Genomic DNA, 20,310 nt, shown 5'->3' on the forward strand with positions numbered 1-20,310 from the left:
GATCACGAGCCCCGGAGATATCCGGGGCTCGTGGCGTTTCGAGGCTTACAACATTGATCTTCATCGCCCGCCCTCCGCCGGCGGGGTGCGGAGGGCGTGGGCGTTCTCACCTACCCAGTCGTCAACACCGTCAGAGCGGCTGACGCGGCGTCGACCACGGAGGGCCAGGCAGGGGAGGCCAGAAACCGTTCGTCCGGCTGGTCGCGGCCGACCTCGTCCAGAGCACGGGTCAGTTCGTCGGCCAGTCTGCTCATGGCCTCGACCTCCGCCTCGCTGGCAAGGGTTCTGCCGAGCGCGGCCTGCGGGTCGGCGAGCACCGTGGTGTCGTCGTAGAGGATGTTGACGGTGAGCGTGAGGTCGTCGTAGTAGTCCGGCGACGGGTACTCGCGGTCGATCCATACCCGCCGCTGGTACGCCGGATCCGCCAGAGCACGCACGGATACGACGATCTCCGCGCGCATGTCGGGGAGCGTGATGTCATGTCGTGCTGTCACGGCTTGTTCCAGGCCTTCCACTTCAGCCATTCGTCCAGGGGAATGTGGGCTGCCCGCGCATTATCCTTGATGGAGCCGCTGATCGGCTTGCCGTCGCGGCCTATGACCTTGCCACCCGAGTTGATGACGACGTGGTCTACCTGCTGGTAGACCTGCGAGTTATTCGCATTACCCTGGTCGATACGGACCCCGTTCCCCTTTCCGTCGTTCCAGCGGTAGCCGACGCCCTTGCTGTTGACCTGCTCGAACCCCTTGAGCGACGGGGGAACCTTGTCGTACGCCTGGCGTGACAGCCAGCCGTCGATCTTCCCCGTGGCCTTCTCGGCCTTCATGGCCTCCCGGAGTTCCTCGGCCTTGATCACGCCCTTGCCCGCCTTCATCCAGCGCAGCAGGACCACCGAGCCGAGCAGGCGGTCGGTCGTGCTCAGCTTTTCGCCGGTGACGGTGCCTTCACCCGTGATCGCCTCGATGATGCCCTTGCCGTCGCCGATGCCCGGCAGCATGTCCAGAAGGGCAGAGGTCATGGCCTTCGACGCCGCGTCATCGAGCGGAGAGCTGCCGCTCTTGCCGAAGTCCTTGAGAGCCTTGGAGAAGTCGACCTTGCCGATAGTGGGGAGTTCCCGGAGTTTCTCTGCGGCCTTTGCAATTTTCGGAACCGCTTTGTTGAGCTCCGCCATTCCCCGGTTGGCCTCGGCGATTCCCTGGTTCGCCTTCTGCATTCCAGCATTGGCTTTGTCGATGCCCTTGTTCATCTCGTCGAGGGCTTTGTTGACCTCTGCGACACCGGAGTTCATGTCATCAAGGCCGGAGTTCATCTGATCGAACCCCTTGATGATGTCGTCAAGGGCCTTGTTGAGTTCCGGATCTGTGATGAAGTCGGCGATGCCGTTGATCGCGATGATGCCGTAGTAGACGGCACGTCCGAGGGCGACGGCCGTCTCGATGCCGTGCCCGAGCTCCAGGGTGATTTCGCGCAGTTGCTTCTCAGCCTGGCCCTCCAGCTTCTTGATCTCGGCTTTGACCTCCGGCGACACGCTGTCGCTCGACTGGAGGCGCGCCTTGGCTGAGAGGAGGTTCACGTACTGGTTGATGTGCTTTTCGACGTCGGCCTTCAAGAACGCGTCGTCTCGGTGTTTGCTCGTGGCAGCGTGGGTGCCGTGCGCCACGATGAGCAGCACGGGAATCCCGTAGATGGAGACGCGTCCGAGTTCTGCGAGGCAGGTCAGCCGCTTGTCCAGGGGCGTGTTGTCGCAGGTGGTCATCGATCTCTTGGTGGATGACCCGGCCGCGGCCGAGGCGGCGGTCGCCCCGCCGGTCAGCAGGACCGTGAGGGCTGTGGCCAGGGCGGCCAGTCTGAGAGTGAGGCGGTGCTTCATTGATCCCCGTGGTTGGTCGGTCGGTATGACACCGCGGGGAGGGCCGCTACAGACGGGCCCGGCATCGAGGATCCCCACACCTCGGGCACATGCTGCGATTTCCCCCCTCGCCATGTGGAGAAGATGTAAGCACACGCGCCGCCTCAGTTGTTACTTGTGGGTAGATATTTGAGGGAGAATTGAGATAAACGCGCGCGAAACCGCCCTTTCGTTGACCTCGCCGGGGTGGTGCCCCGTTCTCTGCGAAGGGGAGCCCGGAGCGATCCGGGGGCTCTGGCGTTTCGGTGGCGGGTTGCGTGCCGAAAGGGGACGCTGGAGCCGGGGGCTACGTGAGGGAGAGGCACCCCATGGCCCAGACCAGCCCAGATCACAAGGCGCGCACGCCGTTCCTTTCCCGCCCGGGCGTCCGCCGCTTCCTGCCGTTCGTTCTGATCACCGCGGTCGCTCTGATCTTCATCTTCGAGAACCGCACCAGCGTCGAGATCCGCCTTCTCATCCCGATGGTGACCATGCCGCTGTGGGGCGCCCTCTTGATCGCCTGGGCGCTCGGCATCATCGCCTCCCTCTTCACCGTGCGCCGCCGGTCGAACCGGCACTCACGAAAGACGGGATAGCTCTCGGTCCGGAGCCCCGCTGCGAGAGGCACTGGCCGCACCGTGTCGCGACGACCGTCTGCCGTGATCAGGAGGGCCGGATCCTCGTGCATCGGAGACAGGAGGACCTGTCCCGGTTTCCGGGGCAGTACAACACCGAGGGCGAGTTGCGGCAGGCGTTCGGGCACTGGGCGTTCGTCGAGGACGGGGTCGATGTGTTCAGGCGCTACGTGGCTCGGCCGGTGCCCGGTCAGTCGGGGCGGCAGTGGTCCTCCAAGTAGTTCGCCGCCAGGGTGCTCGCGCGGGTGAACCAGTCGTTCAGGACCGCGATCTCGGCGGGGGAGTAGTCCGCGAAGAGTTCCCTGAGGCGGGCGTAGTACGGCTCGTAGACCTCGAGGACCCGGGCGACCGCGTCCGGTCGGGCGGCTACGCGGATGCGGCGGCGGTCGGTCGGGTCGGGGCGGCGGGTGATGTAGCCGGCGCGTTCCAGGCGGTTGAGGATGCCGGTGACCGCGCCCGTCGTGACGTGGACGCGGGCGGCCAAGTCGCCGGCGGTGAGGAGGTTTTCGCCGGCCTCCATCACATAGGCGAAGCAGGTGAGGTCGGTCACGTTCATGCCGACCTGCTGGGCGATCTCGTGCTGTCCGACCAGGTGGGTCGCGATGAGATGGTCCATCGCCGACAGTGCCTGCTCCGGCGTCGCGGCCGGACGCGGCTTGGCTTGCATTCCCAATTCCCTTAGTTCGTGAGAGGTTTGGGCCCTAAACGGCTTGGTGGTAAGGGGTTCGGGGGCTGCCCCGGGTCCATGTGCGATGAGGGGGCAGCGCGTGAGCGCACATCAGTATGACCACGGGCACACGTTCGCGGGGTGGGTCGGATGCGCGATCGGCAGTGTCGCGGCCGCTGTGGCGGGTGTCGGGGTCGTCATGGTCTCGGGCTTGCTGATCGCCGGTGGGATCGCGATCGGTGTCGTGGCTCTGCTCGTCACCTGGGCGCTGCACCTCTCCGGGTGGGGGAAGGGTCCCGGCCTCCGCCCCCGGGAGGAGTGGGGCTGGCGGGTGCGGGACTCGTCGGCGCCGGGCGGACACGACGAGTGCCTGGGGTGCCGGCTGGCCGGGCGGCGGCGGCCGGTGCGGGCGGCCGGGGTCGTGCCCGTGCGTGCGAGTGGGGAGACGGAGGCTGCTGCTGCCGTGGGGGCTGATTCCGGGAGGTGATCCCGCCTTAGGGAGGTGATCTCGCCCTACGGCGGTGATCCCGCCTTCCGTGAGGTGACCTTTTCCCTCCCCGAGGTGATCCCGCCTTCCGGGAGGTGACCTCTTCCCTCCCGGAGGTGACCGTCCCCCGGGGTCGGCCGCGGTGCCGTTGTCAGTGGTGCCCTCTACTCTCGGCAGAGATGGCACAGGCATGGAAGTGCTCGGGGCTGCGATGGCCGGCGGACGGTCCCGTGCTGGTGTGGGACGGCGGGCGGCGCAGTGCGCTGACCTGGGGGAAACGCGTGGCCTTTGGGGTCGCGGAGGGGGGCGTGCGGACGTGTGTGGGGGCTCGGGGGCATGCGTGTCCGGCGCGGGTGGCCGTGCCGGGGCGGAGCACGGGGGCGCGGTGCGAGGAGTGTGCGCGGCTGGACCGGGCGCACTCCGTGGCCGCCGACACGATCGCGGACGATCCCCGGCCATATCACGTATATCTGGCGTGGTTCGGGCCCGGCATGACCAAGGTCGGGATCACGGCGGTGGAGCGAGGCTCGGCCCGGCTCCTGGAACAGGGTGCCGTCTGCTTCAGCTGGCTCGGTGCCGGGCCTCTGATGGCCGCGCGGCGCACGGAGGAGCTGCTGCGGGCCGCGCTGGGGGTGCCCGACCGCATTCCCTACGCCGAGAAGCGGGCCGTGCGGGCCGTGTTGCCGGAGACGGCGGCCGATCGGGCCGGTGAGGTCGCCGAGTTGCATGCGCGGGCGGTGGCGCTCGGAGGGTGGCCGGAGTCGCTGGTGCGGGAGCCGCTGCGGGTCGTCGATCATGTCGAGGTGTTCGGGCTCGCTGGGCTGTCCGGAGCCGTCGGGGTCGTGAGCGAGCTCGTGGCCGGTGGGGTCGTGAGCGGGGAGCTCGTGGCCGCCGCCGGGCCCGATCTGCATCTGGCCGCCGGGGGCAGGGTCGTCGTGCTCGACACACGGCTGATGACCGGGTGGGAGCTGGTACCCGCCGGGGGCGCGGAGCTGACCGTTCCCCTGCGGGAGTTCAAGGAGGAGGTCGGAGTGCAGGACGGGTTGTTCTGATCCGCCCAGCGGACCCACAGCTTCCCCAACAGCTCTCACAGCGGCCCGCAGGGCCCTCACCCCGCCGAACTCCGGCTTTCCCAGGCGTTCCCTGAGAACCGCCTGTGCGTTTCTCAGGGAATTCACAGGTTGCCGAAAGGGTGCTCTCAGAGGTCCCCGACATCGTGTTCACATGACCACGACCTCGCCCCAGGGGCGCACCGAACTGCTGAGGCCGGACGGGAGCCCCGTCCGCGTGCTTGTGGTGGACGACGAGCTGTCGATCACCGAGCTGCTGTCCATGGCCCTCCGCTATGAGGGATGGCAGATCCGGAGCGCGGGGGACGGCCAGGGCGCCGTCCAGACCGCGCGCGACTTCCGGCCCGACGCCGTCGTGCTCGACATGATGCTGCCCGACATGGACGGGCTGGCGGTTCTCGGGCGGCTGCGGCGGGAGCTGCCGGACGTGCCCGTGCTCTTCCTCACGGCCAAGGACGCCGTCGAGGACCGGATCGCCGGGCTGACGGCCGGGGGCGACGACTACGTCACCAAGCCGTTCAGCCTCGAAGAGGTCGTCGCGCGGCTGCGCGGGCTGATACGCCGGTCCGGTGCCGCCGACCGGCGCTCCGACTCCACGCTGGTCGTCGGCGACCTCACCCTCGACGAGGACAGTCACGAGGTGACCCGGGCCGGTGAGAACATCCACCTGACCGCGACCGAGTTCGAGCTGCTGCGGTTCCTGATGCGCAATCCGCGGCGCGTGCTCAGCAAGGCGCAGATCCTGGACCGCGTGTGGTCGTACGACTTCGGCGGGCAGGCCAATGTCGTCGAGCTGTACATCTCGTATCTGCGGCGGAAGATCGACGCCGGGCGCGAGCCGATGATCCACACCCGGCGCGGTGCCGGTTACCTGATCAAGCCCGCGGTGTCATGAGCGGGCGACGACGGACGCGTCCGCAGCAGAGAGCGGGCAAGCAGGCGCGAGCGGGCAAGCCGCGCACGCTGCGGACGCGGCTCGTCGTCGCGTCCGTGGTGCTGATCGCCGTGGTGTGTGCGGTGATCGGGACCGTGACGACCCTTGCGCTCAGGTCGCATCTGTACGAGCAGCTGGACGCCAAGGTCGACGACACCGGCAAGCGGGTGTCGGGACCGATGAAAGCCGGGGGCGGAAACAACGCCGGGTCGAAGGACAGGATCACCGGCTTCGCCGAGGGCCCCGCGCAGCCGGGCACCGTCGCCGCCGAGGTCGGTGCCGACGGCAGCGTCACCCAGGCGGTCTTCGCCAAGGAGACCTCCAACGACAACGGCCCCTTCCAGCGGAACCTGGCCGTCGAACTCAGCGACGAGCAGAAGGCCGTCCTCGCCGAGGTGCCGAAGACGCACGGCATGTACACCGTCGACATCCCCGATCTCGGCGAGTACCGCGTGCAGTACGTCACCGAACTCGACGGCAGCGGCAGCTACTACGTCGCCCTGCCCACCGAGTCCGTCACCACCACCGTCAACACCCTCATCCTCGTCGAGGTCAGCGTCACCGGCGCCGGACTCGTCGCCGCCGCCATCGCCGGCTCCGTGCTCATCGGCGTGGCCACCCGCCCCCTGCGCCGAGTCGCCGCCACCGCCACCCGGGTCTCCGAACTTCCCCTGCACACCGGCGAGGTGAACCTCAGCGAGCGCGTCCCCGACTCCGAGACCGACCCGCACACCGAGGTCGGACAGGTCGGAGCCGCGCTCAACCGGATGCTCGACCATGTGCACGGGGCGCTGCACGCACGGCAGCAGAGCGAGACGCGGGTCCGGCAGTTCGTCGCCGACGCCAGTCATGAGCTGCGCACTCCGCTCGCCTCGATCCGCGGGTACGCGGAGCTGACCAGACGCGGCAGAGAGGACGTCGGGCCCGACACCCGGCACGCGCTCGGGCGGATCGAGTCCGAGGCCGGGCGGATGACGCTGCTCGTCGAGGATCTGCTGCTGCTCGCCCGGCTCGACGCGGGGCGGCCGCTCCAGTTCGAGCAGACCGACCTCGTACCGCTCGTCGTGGACACCATCAGCGACGCCCGTGCCGCCGGCCAGCAGCACAACTGGCGCCTCGACCTGCCCGACGAGCCCGCGCTCGTGTCGGCGGACGCGGCCCGGCTGCAACAGGTCCTCGTCAACCTGCTCGGCAACGCGCGCACCCACACACCGGCGGGTACGACCGTCACCGCGCGGGTGCAGCGGCGCGGGCCCTGGCTGTGCGTGGACGTCGAGGACAACGGGCAGGGCATTCCGGCCGAGTTGCTCCCGCATGTCTTCGAACGGTTCGCGCGCGGCGACTCGGCGCGTTCCCGCAGCACCGGATCGACCGGTCTCGGCCTCGCCATCGTGCAGGCCGTGGCGACCGCGCACGGCGGTGCCGTGACCGTCGACAGCGTGCCCGGGCGGACCGTTTTCACCGTGCACCTGCCCGCGATCCCGGCGCAGCCGCAGCCGGAAATGAGCTGGCAACAGCACTCACAGGCACGCCACAGCGTCACCACATCGGTACAACAGGGCGCCTGACGAAAGTCGGTTCCATGCGAACCGACTCTTCTCCCGGCACCCTGCCGGCGCGGGAGCACCTCCCGGCCGCGCCAGCCGGTACGCCTGTCCTGGACGTAGTGATCCCCGTCTACAACGAGGAGAAGGACCTCCAGCCGTGCGTCCGCAGACTCCACGAGCACCTGGTGAGGACGTTCCCGTACGCGTTCCGCATCACGGTCGCGGACAACGCCTCCACGGACACCACCCCGCAGGTGGCGGCGCGGCTGGCGGCGGAGATTCCCGAGGTCACCCTCTCCCGGCTGGAGCAGAAGGGCCGGGGCCGGGCCCTGCGGGCCGTCTGGTCGGCCTCCGACGCCCCCGTCCTCGCCTACATGGACGTGGATCTGTCCACCGACCTCAACGCCCTGCTCCCGCTGGTGGCGCCGCTGATCTCCGGCCACTCGGACCTCGCGATCGGCTCCCGGCTCGCCCGTAGCTCGCGTGTGGTGCGCGGCCCCAAGCGGGAGTTCATCAGCCGGGCCTACAACCTCATCCTGCGCGGCTCGCTCCAGGCCCGCTTCTCGGACGCCCAGTGCGGGTTCAAGGCGATCCGCCGGGACGTGGCGCAGGTGCTGCTGCCGCTCGTCGAGGACACCGGCTGGTTCTTCGACACCGAGATGCTGGTGCTCGCCGAGCGCGCCGGGCTCCGTATCCACGAGGTGCCGGTCGACTGGGTCGACGACCCCGACTCGACCGTGCACATCGTCAAGACCGCGACCGACGACCTCAAGGGCGTGTGGCGGATCGGCAGGGCCCTGGCCACCGGCTCGCTGCCGCTGGACCGGATCGCCCGGCCGTTCGGCGACGACCCGCGCGACCGCGAGATCAAGGACGTACCCAAGGGCCTGGCCCGCCAGCTCGTCGGGTTCTGCGTGGTCGGCGCCCTGTCCACCCTCTTCTACCTGCTGCTCTACAGCGGCTTCCGCCTCTTCACCGGCTCCCAGGTCGCCAACGCGCTCGCCCTGCTGGTCTCGGCGGTCGCCAACACCGCGGCCAACCGGCGGCTCACCTTCGGGGTGCGCGGGCGTGGCGGGGCCGTACGGCACCAGGCGCAGGGCCTGGTCGTCTTCGGTATCGGACTCGCCCTGACCAGCGGCTCGCTCGCCGCGCTCAACGCGGCCACGTCCGAGCCCGCGCACTCCACGGAACTGGCGGTGCTCATCGCCGCCAACCTCGCGGCGACCGTGCTGCGTTTCCTGCTCTTCCGGGCGTGGGTGTTCCCGGACCGGCGCGAAACCGACTCCGCGGTGCCGGACTACCCCACCGCGCACCCCCAGATCTACAGCCCGCTCCCGCAGCGCACTCCCCAGTACTCGCACGACGGCACCCGGCCGGACGCCACCCTGCGACTGCAGCCGGTGCGCCCGCACGACACCGACCCGAGGGACTCCCGATGACCGTCCACTTCGATCAAGCGACCGCCGGCAGAGACACGAGTCCCGACACCTGGACCCGTCCCGACGCACCCGCACCGGCCCCCGTCGATCCCGGGCGGCCCTTCGCTCAACGACTTTGGCACGGCCGCCCCGAGGACCCCCGCTGGGCCCGCCCGGCCTTCCTCGGCCTGCTCCTGGTGACCGCCGCGCTCTACCTCTACAACCTGAGCGCCTCCGGCTACGCCAATTCCTTCTACTCGGCGGCCGTCCAGGCCGGCAGCCAGTCCTGGAAGGCCTTTTTCTTCGGCTCGCTGGACGCGGCGAACGCCATCACCGTCGACAAACCCCCGGCCGCGCTGTGGCCGATGGCCCTGTCGGTGCGGCTCTTCGGCCTCAGCTCCTGGGCGATCCTCGTCCCCGAGGTCCTCATGGGCGTCGGCACGGTCGCCGTCGTGTACGCGGCGGTGCGCCGCCGGTTCAGCCCCGCGGCCGGTCTGATCGCGGGTACGGTGCTCGCGCTCACCCCCGTCGCGGCGCTGATGTTCCGCTTCAACAACCCGGACGCGATGCTGGCGCTGCTGATGGCCGCCGCCTGCTACCTGGTGATCCGGGCGCTGGAGGACGGCCGTACGAAGTGGCTGCTGTGGGCCGGTGCCGCGATCGGTTTCGCCTTCCTCGCCAAGACCCTCCAGGCCTTCCTGATCCTCCCGCCGCTGGCGCTGGTCTACGGCGTCTGCGCCCCGGTGACCGTGAAGAAGCGGATCGGCCAGCTCGCGGCGGCCCTGGTCGCGATCGTCGTCTCCGGCGGCTGGTGGGTCGCGGTCGTCGAGCTCTGGCCCGCGTCGTCCCGCCCCTACATCGGCGGCTCGCAGAACAACAGCTTCCTGGAACTGACCTTCGGCTACAACGGCCTGGGCCGCCTCAACGGCGAGGAGACCGGCAGCGTCGGTGGCGGCGGCGGGGGCGGCAACGGCGGCGGTGCCTGGGGCGAGACCGGCTGGGACCGGATGTTCAGCTCCTCCATCGGCGGCCAGATCTCCTGGCTGATCCCGGCCGCCCTGATCCTGCTCGTCGCGGGCCTGGTGGCCACCCGCAAGTCCCGCCGCACCTCGGCGACGCGCGGCGCGTTCCTGGTCTGGGGAGGCTCGCTGCTGATCACCATGGTGGTCTTCAGCTATATGCAGGGCATCTTCCACGAGTACTACACCGTGGCCCTCGCCCCCTACATCGCTCCGCTGATCGGCATGGGCGCGGCGCTGCTCTGGGAGAAGCGCGACAAGGCCTGGGCGTCGCTGACCCTGGCGGCCGCGATGACGGCCACCGCCGCCTGGGGCTACGTCCTGCTCAACCGCTCCTCCGACTACCTGCCGTGGCTGAAGTGGCTCGTCCTGGTCGGCGGTCTGACGTCGGCGCTCGGGCTGATCTTCGCCGGACGGCTGGGCCGTCAGCTCGCCCTGGGCGCCGCGGGGCTCGGCCTCGTCGCCGCGCTGGCCGGTCCGGCGGCGTACACCCTCACCACGCTGAACGAGGGGCACTCCGGCTCCATCGTCACGGCGGGTCCGACGGTCGCCGGCGGCCGCGGTGGGCCGGGCGGCGGTGGCGGCATGGGCGGTGGCCCAGGCGGTGGCGGTTTCCCTGGCGGGGGCCAGAACCAGCAAGGTAAGCAGGGCCAGGGCCAGCCGCCCGGCAATGGCAACGGCTTCCCCGGGGGCGGCCAGAACCAGCGGAACGGCGACGGCCGCATGGGCGGCATGGGCGGCGGTGGCGGCATGGGCGGCCTGCTCAACGGCGCCAGCGTCAGCTCCGAGGCCAAGGCACTGCTGGAGAAGAACGCGAGTGACTACACCTGGGTCGCGGCGGCCATCGGCGCCCAGAACGCCGCGAGTTACCAGCTGTCCACCGGCGACCCGGTGATGGCCATCGGCGGCTTCAACGGCACGGACCCGTCCCCGACGCTGGCCCAGTTCAAGCAGTACGTGGCGGACGGAAAGATCCACTACTTCATCGGCTCGGGCAGCGGCGGCGGCATGGGCGGCAGCAGCGACGGCACGTCCTCCCAGATCACCTCCTGGATCGAGTCCACCTTCAAGAAGGTCACGGTCGGCTCGGCCACCTTCTACGACCTCACCCAGAAGGCGAGCAGCTGACAGTTCCCCGAGGGGCGGTGGCCGAGTGCCACCGCCCCTCCCCGTATCTCTGTTGTACACCGTATGGGAACTGTTCTACGGTGTACAACATGACGACGTCCCCACAGGAACAGGCCCCACCCCAGACGGCCTCCGGCGGCCACCCACAACGCTGGCTGATCCTCGGTGTCATCTGTCTCGCGCAGCTCACCGTGCTGCTCGACAACACCATCCTCAACGTGGCGATCCCCTCGCTCACCCGCGAGATGGACGCGACGACCGCCGACGTCCAGTGGATGATGAACGCGTACGCGCTGGTCCAGTCAGGCCTGCTGCTCACCGCGGGCAACGCCGCCGACCGCTACGGCCGCAAGCTGCTGCTGATGTCCGGCCTCGCGATATTCGGCGTGGGCTCGCTGGCGGCCGGCCTCTCCCAGAGCCCGGCCCAGCTGATCGCGGCCCGTGCGGGCATGGGCGTCGGCGGGGCCTTGCTGATGACCACGATCCTCGCCGTCGTCGTGCAGATCTTCGACGACAAGGAGCGGGTGAAGGCCATCGCGCTGTGGTCGACGGTCAGTTCGCTCGGGTTCGCGGCCGGTCCGCTGATCGGCGGTGTGATGCTGAACCACTTCTGGTGGGGCGCCATCTTCCTGATCAACATCCCGGTCGCCGTGATCGGCCTGGTCGCGGTCGCCGCACTCGTCCCCGAGTCCAAGCACACGGCGGGCGACCGGCCCGACCTGGTCGGCGCGGTGCTGTCGACCATCGGCATGACAGCCTGCGTGTACGCGATCATCACCGGGCCCGAGCACGGCTGGACGTCCGGCCAGGTGCTGGTCTCCGCGCTGATCGGCCTGGTCGTACTCGGTCTCTTCGTGATGTGGGAGCTGCGCATCGACAACCCCATGCTCGACATGCACTTCTTCCGCAACCAGAAGTTCGTGGGCGCGGTCGCGGGCACGATCCTCGTGGCGTTCGGTATGACGGGGTCGCTGTTCCTGCTCACCCAGCACCTCCAGTTCGTCCTCGGCTACGAGCCGCTGGACGCCGGGCTGCGGACGGCGCCGCTGGCGCTGACGGTTGTCGTGCTCAACTTCACCGGGCTCGGGGCGAAGCTGGTGCTCAAGGCCGGTACGCCGGCGGCCATCGCGCTCGGTATGACGCTGGTGTCCGCGGGGCTGGCGGCGATCGCGCTGTTCGGCGGGCACGGGTACGGCGGGATGCTGCTCGGTCTGATCGTCATGGGTGCGGGTGTGGCGCTGTCCATGCCGGCCATGGCCAACGCGATCATGAGTGCGATTCCGCCCGAGAAGGCGGGAGTGGGAGCGGGGATCAACGGGACGCTCGCGGAGTTCGGCAACGGGCTGGGTGTCGCTGTCCTCGGTGCCGTGCTCAACTCGCGGTTCGCGTCCCTGGTCGCCGTGTCCGCGGCGTCGTTGCCCGCGGCGCTGGCGGCGGCGGACTCGGCGGAGGAGAAGGCGCGGATCTCCGACGCGTTCGCCTCCGGCCTGGAAAGCAGTCAGTTGGTGGGGGCGGTTGCTGTCCTGCTGGGTGGTTTGGTCGCGGCGGCGTTGCTTCGGCGGGCCGAGCGGGCAGAGTCCGCGTAGGAGCACGGGCGGCTGGGTGAGCGGGCGGCTGCGGGACCGTTGTGGCTGGTCGCGCCCACGCGGCGGAGCCGCATATCGACACGGCCCGCGCCCCCAAGCAAAGACGGGGCGCCTGGCATGATCGACATCAGTAAGTTGAGGAAGGTGCGCCATGGCGAAAGCAGCCGATAACGCCGCGCGGAGCAGCGTCTGGCTGGACGGCAAGGCGCACCGGCGGCGGGGCGGCGGGCAGCCGTCGGGGCTGGACCGGGACCGGATCACCGAGGTCACGGCCCGGCTGCTGGACGCCGAGGGGCTGGCCAAGTTCTCGATGCGGCGGCTGGCCGGCGAGCTGAACGTCACCGCGATGTCCGTCTACTGGTACGTCGACACCAAGGACGACCTCCTCGAACTCGCCCTGGACCGGGTCATGGGCGAGATGCGGCTGCCCGACGAGGGGGCCGACGAGGACTGGCGCGAGCAGGTGCGTGCGCTCGCCCGGGAGTACCGGACGCTGCTGGTGCGCCACCCCTGGGTGTCCGCGCTGGTCGGGGTCTTCCTCAACATCGGCCCCAACAACCTGGCCTTCTCACGGGCGGTCCAGCGCGTCGTCCGCAGGACCGGACTGCCCGCGAAACGGCTGACGAGCACGATCTCGGCCGTCTTCCAGTTCGTCTACGGCTACGGCACGCTGGAGGGCCATCTCGCGACCCGGGCCGCGGCCGGCGGCATGAGCGTGGACGAGTACTTCCAGCAGGCCCTGAGCACGGTGACCGCCGCCCCGCAGGCCGCCGAAGTCGTCCGGGAGTCGCAGGAGATCATGGCGGCACGCGGCGGCGACACGGTAGCCGAGATGCTGGAACGCGACTTCGAGTACGCGCTGGAGCTGCTGATCGCGGGCATCGAGGCGATGGTCGCCCGCGAAGCGGACTCCTAGTCCCCTTCCACCAGCCGCGCCGGGAACCCGCCGGTGGCCACCGGCCCCCAGCGCTCCGGTGTGATCCGGATGATCGACTTGCCCTGCTTGGCCATGGCCGCGCGGTACTCGTCCCAGTCGGGGTGCTCACCGGCGATGTTCCGGTAGTACTCCACGAGCGGTTCGATGGAGTCGGGGGTGTCGACGACCTCGGCGGTGCCGTCGATCTGGACCCACGGGCCGTTCCAGTCGTCGCTCAGGACGATCAGGCTCACGCGCGGGTCCCGCTTGGCGTTGCGGGTCTTGGCCCGCTCCGGGTACGTGGAGACCACGATCCGGCCGGAGTCGTCGACGCCGCAGGTCAGCGGTGATCCCTGGGGGCCTTCGTCGGACCGCCGGGTCAGCAGGATCGCGTGGTGGCGGGGTCGTACGAAGTCGAGCAACTCGTCGAGGGAGACACGGGTGTTCGTCGCGATGTTCGGTGCCATGGGCGGCAGCCTACGACGCCATGGCCTCTGCGAGGTTGTCGTACACGGGGACGTCCCGGCGCAGTCCGGTCAGCTCCAGGACGCTGCTCGTGACGCCGTCGGGCCGGGCCACCAGACGCACCCGGGCCTCGGGGCGCAGCCGGTGACGGATGTCGTTGATGAGGCGAACGCCCTGGGAGTCCATGAAGGACGTGCGGGAGAGGTCGAGGACGAGCAGCTCCAGCCGGTCACCGCGGTCCCGGGCCGCGGACATGATGAGCGGCAGCAGCTCGGCGGCGTTGCAGAAGTCGATCTCCGCGGGCATCGTGAGGCAGACACGGCCGGGCAGGTCCTGCGGTTCGGTGGGATTCGGGATGAAAGTCACAGCACTCACCTGGCAGACGTTCGTCCGGATTCCGGTAAGGCCGCTTCCTGACCCTTGGGCCCATTCCACCATGCCGGGGTACGGCTGCGGAAGCGCCTGTCGCGGCCGTCGGCCGGACGTCACCTGGACGCAACCGAGCAGCTAGAGTGCTGTCCGTCCTGTGCTCGCAGTCGGGAATGTGCTGCGGAGCTCTCCTGCGCACGGCCATGGCCGTGCATGCCGAAGAGGTTCGTGGTGGCTGCGTCCGACTTTCCTGATTTGCCCCGTTTTCCGGTTGGCTTCGAGCTGGCCGATGCCCTGACGGTGGCGTCTCAGCAGCTGCACGAGACGCTCACTCCCCACAGCACCCTGCGTACGGCCGTCCGGCTGGCCGTGCACCTCATGCCCGGGGCCGAGCACGTCGGCATCTCCGAGCTCGAGCGCGGCAGCCGGCTCCGTACGCTCGCCTGGACCGACGAGGTCGTGCGCTCCGCCGAGGCCCGGCACACCGGCCGCGAACCGCACGGGCACTGGGAGCGGTTGTGGACCACCCCGATGGCGCGGATAGGGGACAGCGACGCGGACGACGGCTGGGACGTGCTGTCGGCCCTGGGGCTGCGCTCGGCGCTGTCGCTGCGGCTGCGCGCCGACCGCCGCCGGCTGACCGTGCTCACGGCCTACGCGCGCAAGCCGGGCGTCTTCGACGAGGACGCGACGCGCATCGGCCGGCTGTTCACCACGCACGTCAGCATCGCCCTGGCCTCGGCGACCGAGCGCGAGCAGCTCACCGAGGCCATGCACACCCGGGATCTGATCGGCCAGGCCACCGGCATCCTCATGGAGCGTCAGGGCATCGACGCGGCCGCGGCCTTCGAGAGCCTGGTGCGGGCCTCCCAGCGGGAGAACGTGAAACTGCGCGAACTCGCCCGCCGCATCGTCGGCACCCACAACACCACCTGAGACGAGCCGGTCAGGTCGGGGGCGTGCGCGGGCGGCGACGGGATACCCGTACGGTCATGAGTTCCGAGACGTCCGACACGCTGGACCAGGCGATGGTGCGCAGCAGTGGTCTCGACACCCTGCTGCACGATCTGACCGACCGTGCGGTGCGAGAGGTGCCCGGCGCCACCGCGTGCAGCATCACGGTGCGCCGTGCCGGGCGGCTGCTCACCCTGGCCGGCAGCGACGGCCTGCCCAGCGGCCTGGACCTGCGTCAGTACGAGAACGGTTCGGGCCCCTGCGTCGAGGCCGCCGAGACCGGCGCCGAGCAGTACGCCCCCGATCTGTCGGCGGAGTCCCGCTGGCCGGCGTACACGCGGTACGCGCTGTCCGTGGGCGTCGGCTGTGTGCTGGCCGTGCCCATCGAGGTCGAGGGCGAGACGGGCGCGGCGCTCAACTTCTACGCCGAGGAGTCCGGGGCGCTGGCGGCGGGCCGGGAGGCGGCCCGTGCGTTCGCGGCACGGGCCGGGGACGCGATCGACGTGGCGCTGCGGATCGAACGCGGGCGCCAGTCCGCGGCCGATGTGCGCACCGCGCTGCTCTCCCGCAGCGTCATCGACCAGGCGATCGGCATCCTCATGGCCCGGGAGCGGATCGACGCGCGCATCGCGCTGGAGCGGCTGCGCCGGATCTCACAGGACCGCAACGTCAAACTCCGCGACCTGTGCGACCAGTTGGTGGCGAGAGTGTCCCGGCCGACGGACCCGGCCTCAGACCGCCGGAAGTGACTCGCCCTGCACGGCCTGGATGTCCAGCTCCACCTTGAGCGTCGTACCGATGGCGGCGATGCCCGCCTGCAGGACCTGGTTGTAGTTCATCGCGAAGTCCTCGCGGTGCAGTTCGGTCGTGGCGCGGAACGCCGCGCGGGTGCCGCCCCACGGGTCCGGCCCCGTGCCGAGATAGGCGAGATCGAGGTCGACCGGCCGTACGACACCGTGCATGCCCAGCTCACCGTGGACGGTCCACCGGTCGGACCCGGCCGCCGTCAGCCCGGTCGACCGGTAGGTGATCTCGGGGAACCGCTCCACATCGAGAAAGTCCGGCGACTTCAGGTGCCCGTCGCGCATGCCGTTGCCGGTGTCGACGGACGCGGCCCGGATCACCGCCTCCACACGGGACTTGGTGACATCGTCCGGGGCGATCTCGATCGAGCCGGAGAACTCCGTGAACCGGCCGTGCACGCTGGAGATGCCCAGGTGCTGTGCAACGGCGGCCACGCTGGAGTGCACCGGGTCGACGGTCCACGGTCCGGGCGGCGGCAGCTCGGTGCCACCCTGCCGCGCCAGCGTCACCGTGCCGACCTCGGCCCGCCCGCTCGCCGTGACGATCACACTGGAGGCCGCGGGCGCGTACCCGACAGCCGTCACGATGACCGTGTACGCCCCCTGCTCCAGCGGCGTCGCGTCCCGTACGGCGCCCTCCGCGTCGGCCTCGGCACGCAGCACCTGCGCGCCCCTCATGTCCGCCACCGTGACGACCGCGTGCGACACGGCCCAACCGTCCCGGGTACGGATCCTCGCGGTCAGTCCCATCTCAACTACTCCTCAGAAAGAAACCGGCCCGCGACAGGGGGCGCACCTCCGCTCAGAGCGCGCCCCACCGCCACGGGCCGGGGTCCGTACTACTCGCCGGGGTGGGCGAGTTCGATGTCGTGGCCCTCGGCGCCGGCACCCGTGACCGTCAGGGCGGTGGCCACCGGCGGGTAGCCCGTGGCGATCACGGTGTACTCGCCGCCGTCCAGGTCGGTGAAGGCGTACGCCCCGTCCGTCCCGGTCGTGGCCGAGCCGACGACATTGCCCGCCTGGTCGACCAGCGTCACCCGGGCATCGGCCAGCGGCCCGTGCGGAGCCCGCACGACACCCTGGACGCGAGCGCCCGAGTCCAGGTCGATCTCGACCCGGGTGACCCCGGTGCCGCCGACCTCGACGGGCAGGGCCCGCGGCCGGTACCCGGCGGCGTTCACCGCGACGGTCACCGCCCCCGGCACCAGCTCGGCGAAGGTGAACTCGCCCTGCTCTCCGGTGGTCCCGGTGGCCAGCAGGTCCCCGCGCACATCCGTCACGATGACCATCGCGTCCTTGACGGCCTGCCCGTTCTCGGCGGCCCGCACCAGACCGGTCAGCCCGCTGGTGCCGCTGAGCAGGATGTCGTAGGCGACCGGCTCGCCGTTCACCACGACTGTGGACGCCTGCGGCTGGAACCCGTCGGCGGAGGCGATCAGCACATAGGACCCGGAGCCCGGGGCGTCCACCGCGTACGAGCCGTCGGCCTGCGCCACGGACCGGCCCAGCTGACGCCCGGCCAGCGAGATCAGCGTGACGGCGGCCTGCGGCACGGGCGCGGACTCGGCGCCGCGGACGAACCCCTGCACGGGGACGCCGGGCCCACTGCCGGAGGCCTCCTCCGAACGGACCGCCGTGGCGACGGCGGCCAGCCGCTGTGTGCCCTCGGGCCCCGTGCCGTCGGAGACCTCGGCGTCCGCCACGGCCCAGCTCGGCACGGCCTTCTCCGCGGCGGGAGCCACGGCCTCGGCAGGGGTCTGGGCCTCCGGCTCGGCGGCCTGCGCCAGCGCGCCCTTCGTCTTCAACGGGACCTCCTTGATGAACAGCGCCACCAGCAGCGCGAGCAGCGCCATCGGCGCCGAGTAGAGGAACACGTCCGCGACACCGTGGCCGTAGGCGCTCTCCACGACGGTGCGCAGCGGCGCGGGCATCGCGTCGAGGTCGGGGATGCCGCCCCCGCCCGTGCCGGCGTGACCGAGGGCCGCGCCCTTGGGCCCGAGGTCGGCGAGGCCGTCCTTCACATAGTCGGTGATCTTGTTGCCCAGAACGGCACCCAGCGCCGAGACACCGACCGCACCGCCGAGGGACCGGAAGAAGGTCACCGTGGAGCTGGCGGCGCCCAGGTCGCCCGGCTCCACCTGGTTCTGCGTGCAGAGCACCAGGTTCTGCATCATCATGCCGATGCCGAGGCCCATCAGCGCCATGAAGATCGCGATGTGCCAGTACTCGGTGTCGTACCGGATCGTGCTCAGCAGCCCGAGGCCCGCGGTCACCAGCACACCACCGGCGACCAGCCACCCCTTCCAGCGCCCGGTCCGGGTGATGACCTGGCCGGAGACGGTGGAGGAGACGAACAGGCCGGCGATCATCGGAATGGTCATGACCCCGGACATCGTCGGCGACTTGTCCCGAGCCAGCTGGAAGTACTGGCTGAAGAACACGGTCCCCGAGAACATCGCGACACCGACGAACAGGGAGGCGACGGAGGCCAGCGTGATGGTGCGGTTGCGGAACAGCCGCAGCGGAATGATCGGCTCGCTCGCCTTCGCCTCGACGAGGACGAACACCGCCAGCAGCACGACCGAGCCACCGACCATCGCATAGGTCTGCCACGACACCCAGTCGTACTTGTCACCGGCGAAGGTCACCCAGACCAGCAGCAGGCAGACGGCCGCGCTGATGAAGAAGGCGCCGGCCCAGTCGACCTTGACCTTCCGCTTCACCACGGGCAGGTGCAGGGTCTTCTGCAGCACGATCAGGGCGATCACGGCGAAGGGCACGCCGACGTAGAAGCACCAGCGCCAGCCGAGCCAGTCGGTGTCGGTGATGACACCGCCGACCAGCGGACCGCCGACCATGGCGGTGGCGAAGGTGGCGCCGAGGTAGCCGTTGTAGCGGCCGCGCTCCCGCGGCGAGATCATCGCCGCCATGATGATCTGGGCCAGCGCGGACAGACCGCCCATGCCGATGCCCTGGACGGCGCGGAACCCGATGAGCATGCCGGGGTTCTGTGACATGCCCGCCGCCGCCGAACCCAGCACGAAGATGATCAGGGCGACCTGGATCAGCAGCTTCTTGGAGAACAGGTCGGCGAGCTTGCCCCACAGGGGCGTGGACGCGGTCATCGTCAGCAGGGACGCGGTCACGACCCAGGTGTAGGCGCTCTGGCCGCCACCGAGGTCGCCGATGATCCGGGGCAGGGCGTTGGAGACGATCGTCGACGACAGGATCGCGACGAACATGCCGAGCAGGAGGCCGGTGAGGGCCTCCATGATCTGCCGGTGCGTCATCGGAGCGCCGTCGCCGGAGGAGCTGTGCGAGCCTCCCCCGTGCTTGGCATGAGCCCGCACACCGGCTGGTGTGGTCGTTGCCATGGGCTTCCTTTTCTTACGTGCTTGCGGGTGTACGGGTGGTCTGTTCGACAGCGAGTGGTGCCGCCCGGGTCGCGGGCCGGCAGTCGAAGCTCTCCCGCAGCCGTGCCATCAGCTGCGTGAGCCGGCGGACGTCCTCGTCGGACCAGTCGCTCAGTCGCTCTTCGAGCACCTCGGTGGTCCGCCGGGACAGCTCGTGGAGCTGTGCGTCGCCGGCGGGGGTGAGGCGCAGGATGCGTGAACGTTTGTCCGCGGGGTCGGGGGAGCGTTCGATCCAGCCCCGGTCCACGACGTGCGCGACATGGCGGCTGGTGACCGACATGTCCACCGCGAGCAGCTCGGCGAGCTTGCTCATGCGCATGTCGCCATGGCGGCCCAGCAGGGTCAGAACGGCCGCCGACCCGCCGGGGCATTCGGCCGGCATGATCCGGCCGAGCTCCCGCTTCACGGCGCCGAAGGCACTGAACTGGCGGACCAGCTCTTCGTACTGCGCCCTCTCGGCCATGACACCTCCCGCTTTCGTTGCTTAGGGCAACCATAGGAGCTGTTGGTTGCTGAAGGCAAATAAAGGAGGTGAATGCGGCATCAAAACTTGGCAAAGGCAAGTATTGCGTCAGTAAATGTGCTAGTGGCGAGCCCGGCGGTACGGGTCAGGCGGGGGCAAACGGAAGCCCAACCCCCACTTGGGGAGCCCCGGCGTTTTCGCTAGGGTCTCGGGCCATGGCTAACAACCAGGCCCCCCAGGGCAATCACGACCCTGCCGGCAACACCCAGATGTTCCGCGCGTTCGTCGACGAGGCGCCGCAGGGGCGGCAGGCCGCGGCGACGGGCGCCGGCGGCGGCCCGCGCATCGGCCTCATCCTCGGCGTCGTCGTCGCCGTGGCGATCGTCGCGGCGGTGGCTTGGCTGGCGCTCGCGTAGGTCACCCGGCGTTTTAGCTGAGGCCGGGTGGGTCCACAACTCGGCGCGACGGCGTGCTCGGCGTCGGTGCTGGGGCGGGGTGGGTCCGCAGCCCGGCGTAGCGGGGTGCCGCTGCGCCCACCCGTGCCGCCC

The 20,310-nt window shown here is 70.1% G+C and carries 20 protein-coding genes and 1 pseudogene; 13 read left to right on the forward strand and 8 right to left on the reverse strand.

The window, feature by feature from the left end; translation table 11 throughout:
• Positions 1–110: 110 nt before the first annotated feature.
• Together ACWIF2_RS34865 and ACWIF2_RS34870 are read right to left on the reverse strand one after the other, a co-directional pair.
• Positions 111–494, reverse strand: a complete 384-nt coding sequence (locus tag ACWIF2_RS34865) for an SCO4402 family protein (RefSeq protein ID WP_454364906.1) — start codon at positions 492–494, stop codon at positions 111–113.
• Positions 491–1,870 carry a pre-toxin TG domain-containing protein gene (locus tag ACWIF2_RS34870; protein WP_454364908.1) on the reverse strand — a complete coding sequence of 460 codons (1,380 nt, stop codon included), beginning with the start codon at positions 1,868–1,870 and terminating at the stop codon, positions 491–493. Before ACWIF2_RS34870 ends, ACWIF2_RS34865 begins: the two co-directional genes overlap by 4 nt.
• A 347-nt stretch (positions 1,871–2,217) precedes the next feature.
• Here ACWIF2_RS34870 and ACWIF2_RS34875 point away from each other — a divergent pair, with 347 nt between their 5' ends.
• Both ACWIF2_RS34875 and ACWIF2_RS34880 read left to right on the forward strand, forming a co-directional pair.
• Positions 2,218–2,484 carry a hypothetical protein gene (locus ACWIF2_RS34875; protein WP_454364910.1) on the forward strand — a complete coding sequence of 89 codons (267 nt, stop codon included), beginning with the start codon at positions 2,218–2,220 and terminating at the stop codon, positions 2,482–2,484.
• Positions 2,481–2,618: pseudogene (locus ACWIF2_RS34880) on the forward strand (NTP pyrophosphohydrolase); the annotation flags it as partial. The gene ACWIF2_RS34875 and the pseudogene ACWIF2_RS34880, both read left to right, overlap by 4 nt.
• A gap of 95 nt (positions 2,619–2,713) precedes the next feature.
• Here the strand turns inward: ACWIF2_RS34880 and ACWIF2_RS34885 are convergent.
• Positions 2,714–3,190 carry a MarR family winged helix-turn-helix transcriptional regulator gene (locus tag ACWIF2_RS34885; protein WP_454364912.1) on the reverse strand — a complete coding sequence of 159 codons (477 nt, stop codon included), beginning with the start codon at positions 3,188–3,190 and terminating at the stop codon, positions 2,714–2,716.
• 100 nt (positions 3,191–3,290) lie between these two features.
• Here ACWIF2_RS34885 and ACWIF2_RS34890 point away from each other — a divergent pair, with 100 nt between their 5' ends.
• The 8 genes from ACWIF2_RS34890 (at position 3,291) to ACWIF2_RS34925 (ending at position 13,295) form a co-directional block, all read left to right on the forward strand.
• A complete protein-coding gene (locus tag ACWIF2_RS34890; protein ID WP_454364914.1) occupies positions 3,291–3,677 on the forward strand; it encodes an HGxxPAAW family protein in 387 nt (128 codons plus the stop codon).
• A 179-nt stretch (positions 3,678–3,856) separates the two neighbouring features.
• Positions 3,857–4,729, forward strand: coding sequence for a DUF2797 domain-containing protein (locus ACWIF2_RS34895; RefSeq protein ID WP_454364916.1), 873 nt, complete (start codon positions 3,857–3,859; stop codon positions 4,727–4,729).
• A 172-nt stretch (positions 4,730–4,901) separates the two neighbouring features.
• Positions 4,902–5,642 (forward strand): response regulator transcription factor, encoded by a 741-nt coding sequence (locus tag ACWIF2_RS34900; RefSeq protein ID WP_454364918.1) that lies wholly within the window; start codon positions 4,902–4,904, stop codon positions 5,640–5,642.
• Positions 5,639–7,249, forward strand: a complete 1,611-nt coding sequence (locus ACWIF2_RS34905) for an ATP-binding protein (protein WP_454364920.1) — start codon at positions 5,639–5,641, stop codon at positions 7,247–7,249. Before ACWIF2_RS34900 ends, ACWIF2_RS34905 begins: the two co-directional genes overlap by 4 nt.
• Positions 7,250–7,263: 14 nt before the next feature.
• Positions 7,264–8,667 carry a glycosyltransferase gene (locus ACWIF2_RS34910; protein ID WP_454364922.1) on the forward strand — a complete coding sequence of 468 codons (1,404 nt, stop codon included), beginning with the start codon at positions 7,264–7,266 and terminating at the stop codon, positions 8,665–8,667.
• Positions 8,664–10,793 (forward strand): ArnT family glycosyltransferase, encoded by a 2,130-nt coding sequence (locus ACWIF2_RS34915; protein WP_454364924.1) that lies wholly within the window; start codon positions 8,664–8,666, stop codon positions 10,791–10,793. Before ACWIF2_RS34910 ends, ACWIF2_RS34915 begins: the two co-directional genes overlap by 4 nt.
• An 89-nt stretch (positions 10,794–10,882) precedes the next feature.
• On the forward strand, positions 10,883–12,379 hold the full coding sequence (locus tag ACWIF2_RS34920) for an MFS transporter (protein WP_454364926.1): 1,497 nt from the start codon (positions 10,883–10,885) through the stop codon (positions 12,377–12,379).
• A 151-nt stretch (positions 12,380–12,530) separates the two neighbouring features.
• A complete protein-coding gene (locus ACWIF2_RS34925) occupies positions 12,531–13,295 on the forward strand; it encodes a TetR/AcrR family transcriptional regulator (RefSeq protein ID WP_454364928.1) in 765 nt (254 codons plus the stop codon).
• On the opposite strand, the gene ACWIF2_RS34930 is transcribed toward ACWIF2_RS34925, so the two are convergent.
• Both ACWIF2_RS34930 and ACWIF2_RS34935 read right to left on the reverse strand, forming a co-directional pair.
• Positions 13,292–13,762 (reverse strand): PPOX class F420-dependent oxidoreductase, encoded by a 471-nt coding sequence (locus tag ACWIF2_RS34930; RefSeq protein ID WP_382492498.1) that lies wholly within the window; start codon positions 13,760–13,762, stop codon positions 13,292–13,294. The two genes, ACWIF2_RS34925 and ACWIF2_RS34930, sit on opposite strands and share 4 nt — an antisense overlap.
• Before the next feature lie 10 nt (positions 13,763–13,772).
• On the reverse strand, positions 13,773–14,126 hold the full coding sequence (locus tag ACWIF2_RS34935; RefSeq protein WP_454364942.1) for an STAS domain-containing protein: 354 nt from the start codon (positions 14,124–14,126) through the stop codon (positions 13,773–13,775).
• Positions 14,127–14,342: 216 nt separating this feature from the next.
• On the opposite strand from ACWIF2_RS34935, the gene ACWIF2_RS34940 reads away from it, so the two are divergent.
• Positions 14,343–15,065, forward strand: coding sequence for an ANTAR domain-containing protein (locus tag ACWIF2_RS34940; RefSeq protein WP_454364930.1), 723 nt, complete (start codon positions 14,343–14,345; stop codon positions 15,063–15,065).
• Between the two features lie 56 nt (positions 15,066–15,121).
• Positions 15,122–15,832 carry a GAF and ANTAR domain-containing protein gene (locus tag ACWIF2_RS34945; RefSeq protein WP_454364932.1) on the forward strand — a complete coding sequence of 237 codons (711 nt, stop codon included), beginning with the start codon at positions 15,122–15,124 and terminating at the stop codon, positions 15,830–15,832.
• Here ACWIF2_RS34945 and ACWIF2_RS34950 read toward each other — a convergent pair.
• From ACWIF2_RS34950 to ACWIF2_RS34960, 3 genes are all read right to left on the reverse strand, one after another.
• Positions 15,815–16,636, reverse strand: coding sequence for a YceI family protein (locus ACWIF2_RS34950; protein WP_454364934.1), 822 nt, complete (start codon positions 16,634–16,636; stop codon positions 15,815–15,817). The genes ACWIF2_RS34945 and ACWIF2_RS34950 overlap by 18 nt on opposite strands.
• 89 nt (positions 16,637–16,725) lie before the next feature.
• Entirely contained in the window at positions 16,726–19,260 is a 2,535-nt protein-coding gene (locus ACWIF2_RS34955; RefSeq protein WP_454364936.1) for an MFS transporter, read from the reverse strand.
• A 13-nt stretch (positions 19,261–19,273) separates the two neighbouring features.
• Positions 19,274–19,762 carry a MarR family winged helix-turn-helix transcriptional regulator gene (locus ACWIF2_RS34960; protein ID WP_454364938.1) on the reverse strand — a complete coding sequence of 163 codons (489 nt, stop codon included), beginning with the start codon at positions 19,760–19,762 and terminating at the stop codon, positions 19,274–19,276.
• 215 nt (positions 19,763–19,977) lie between these two features.
• Between ACWIF2_RS34960 and ACWIF2_RS34965 the strand changes: the two genes are divergently transcribed.
• The gene (locus ACWIF2_RS34965; protein ID WP_454364940.1) at positions 19,978–20,178 is read left to right on the forward strand and encodes a hypothetical protein; all 201 of its coding nucleotides are present in this window, start codon (positions 19,978–19,980) and stop codon (positions 20,176–20,178) included.
• Positions 20,179–20,310 lie beyond the last annotated feature (132 nt).

This window comes from Streptomyces sp. NPDC055506, from assembly GCF_053643595.1.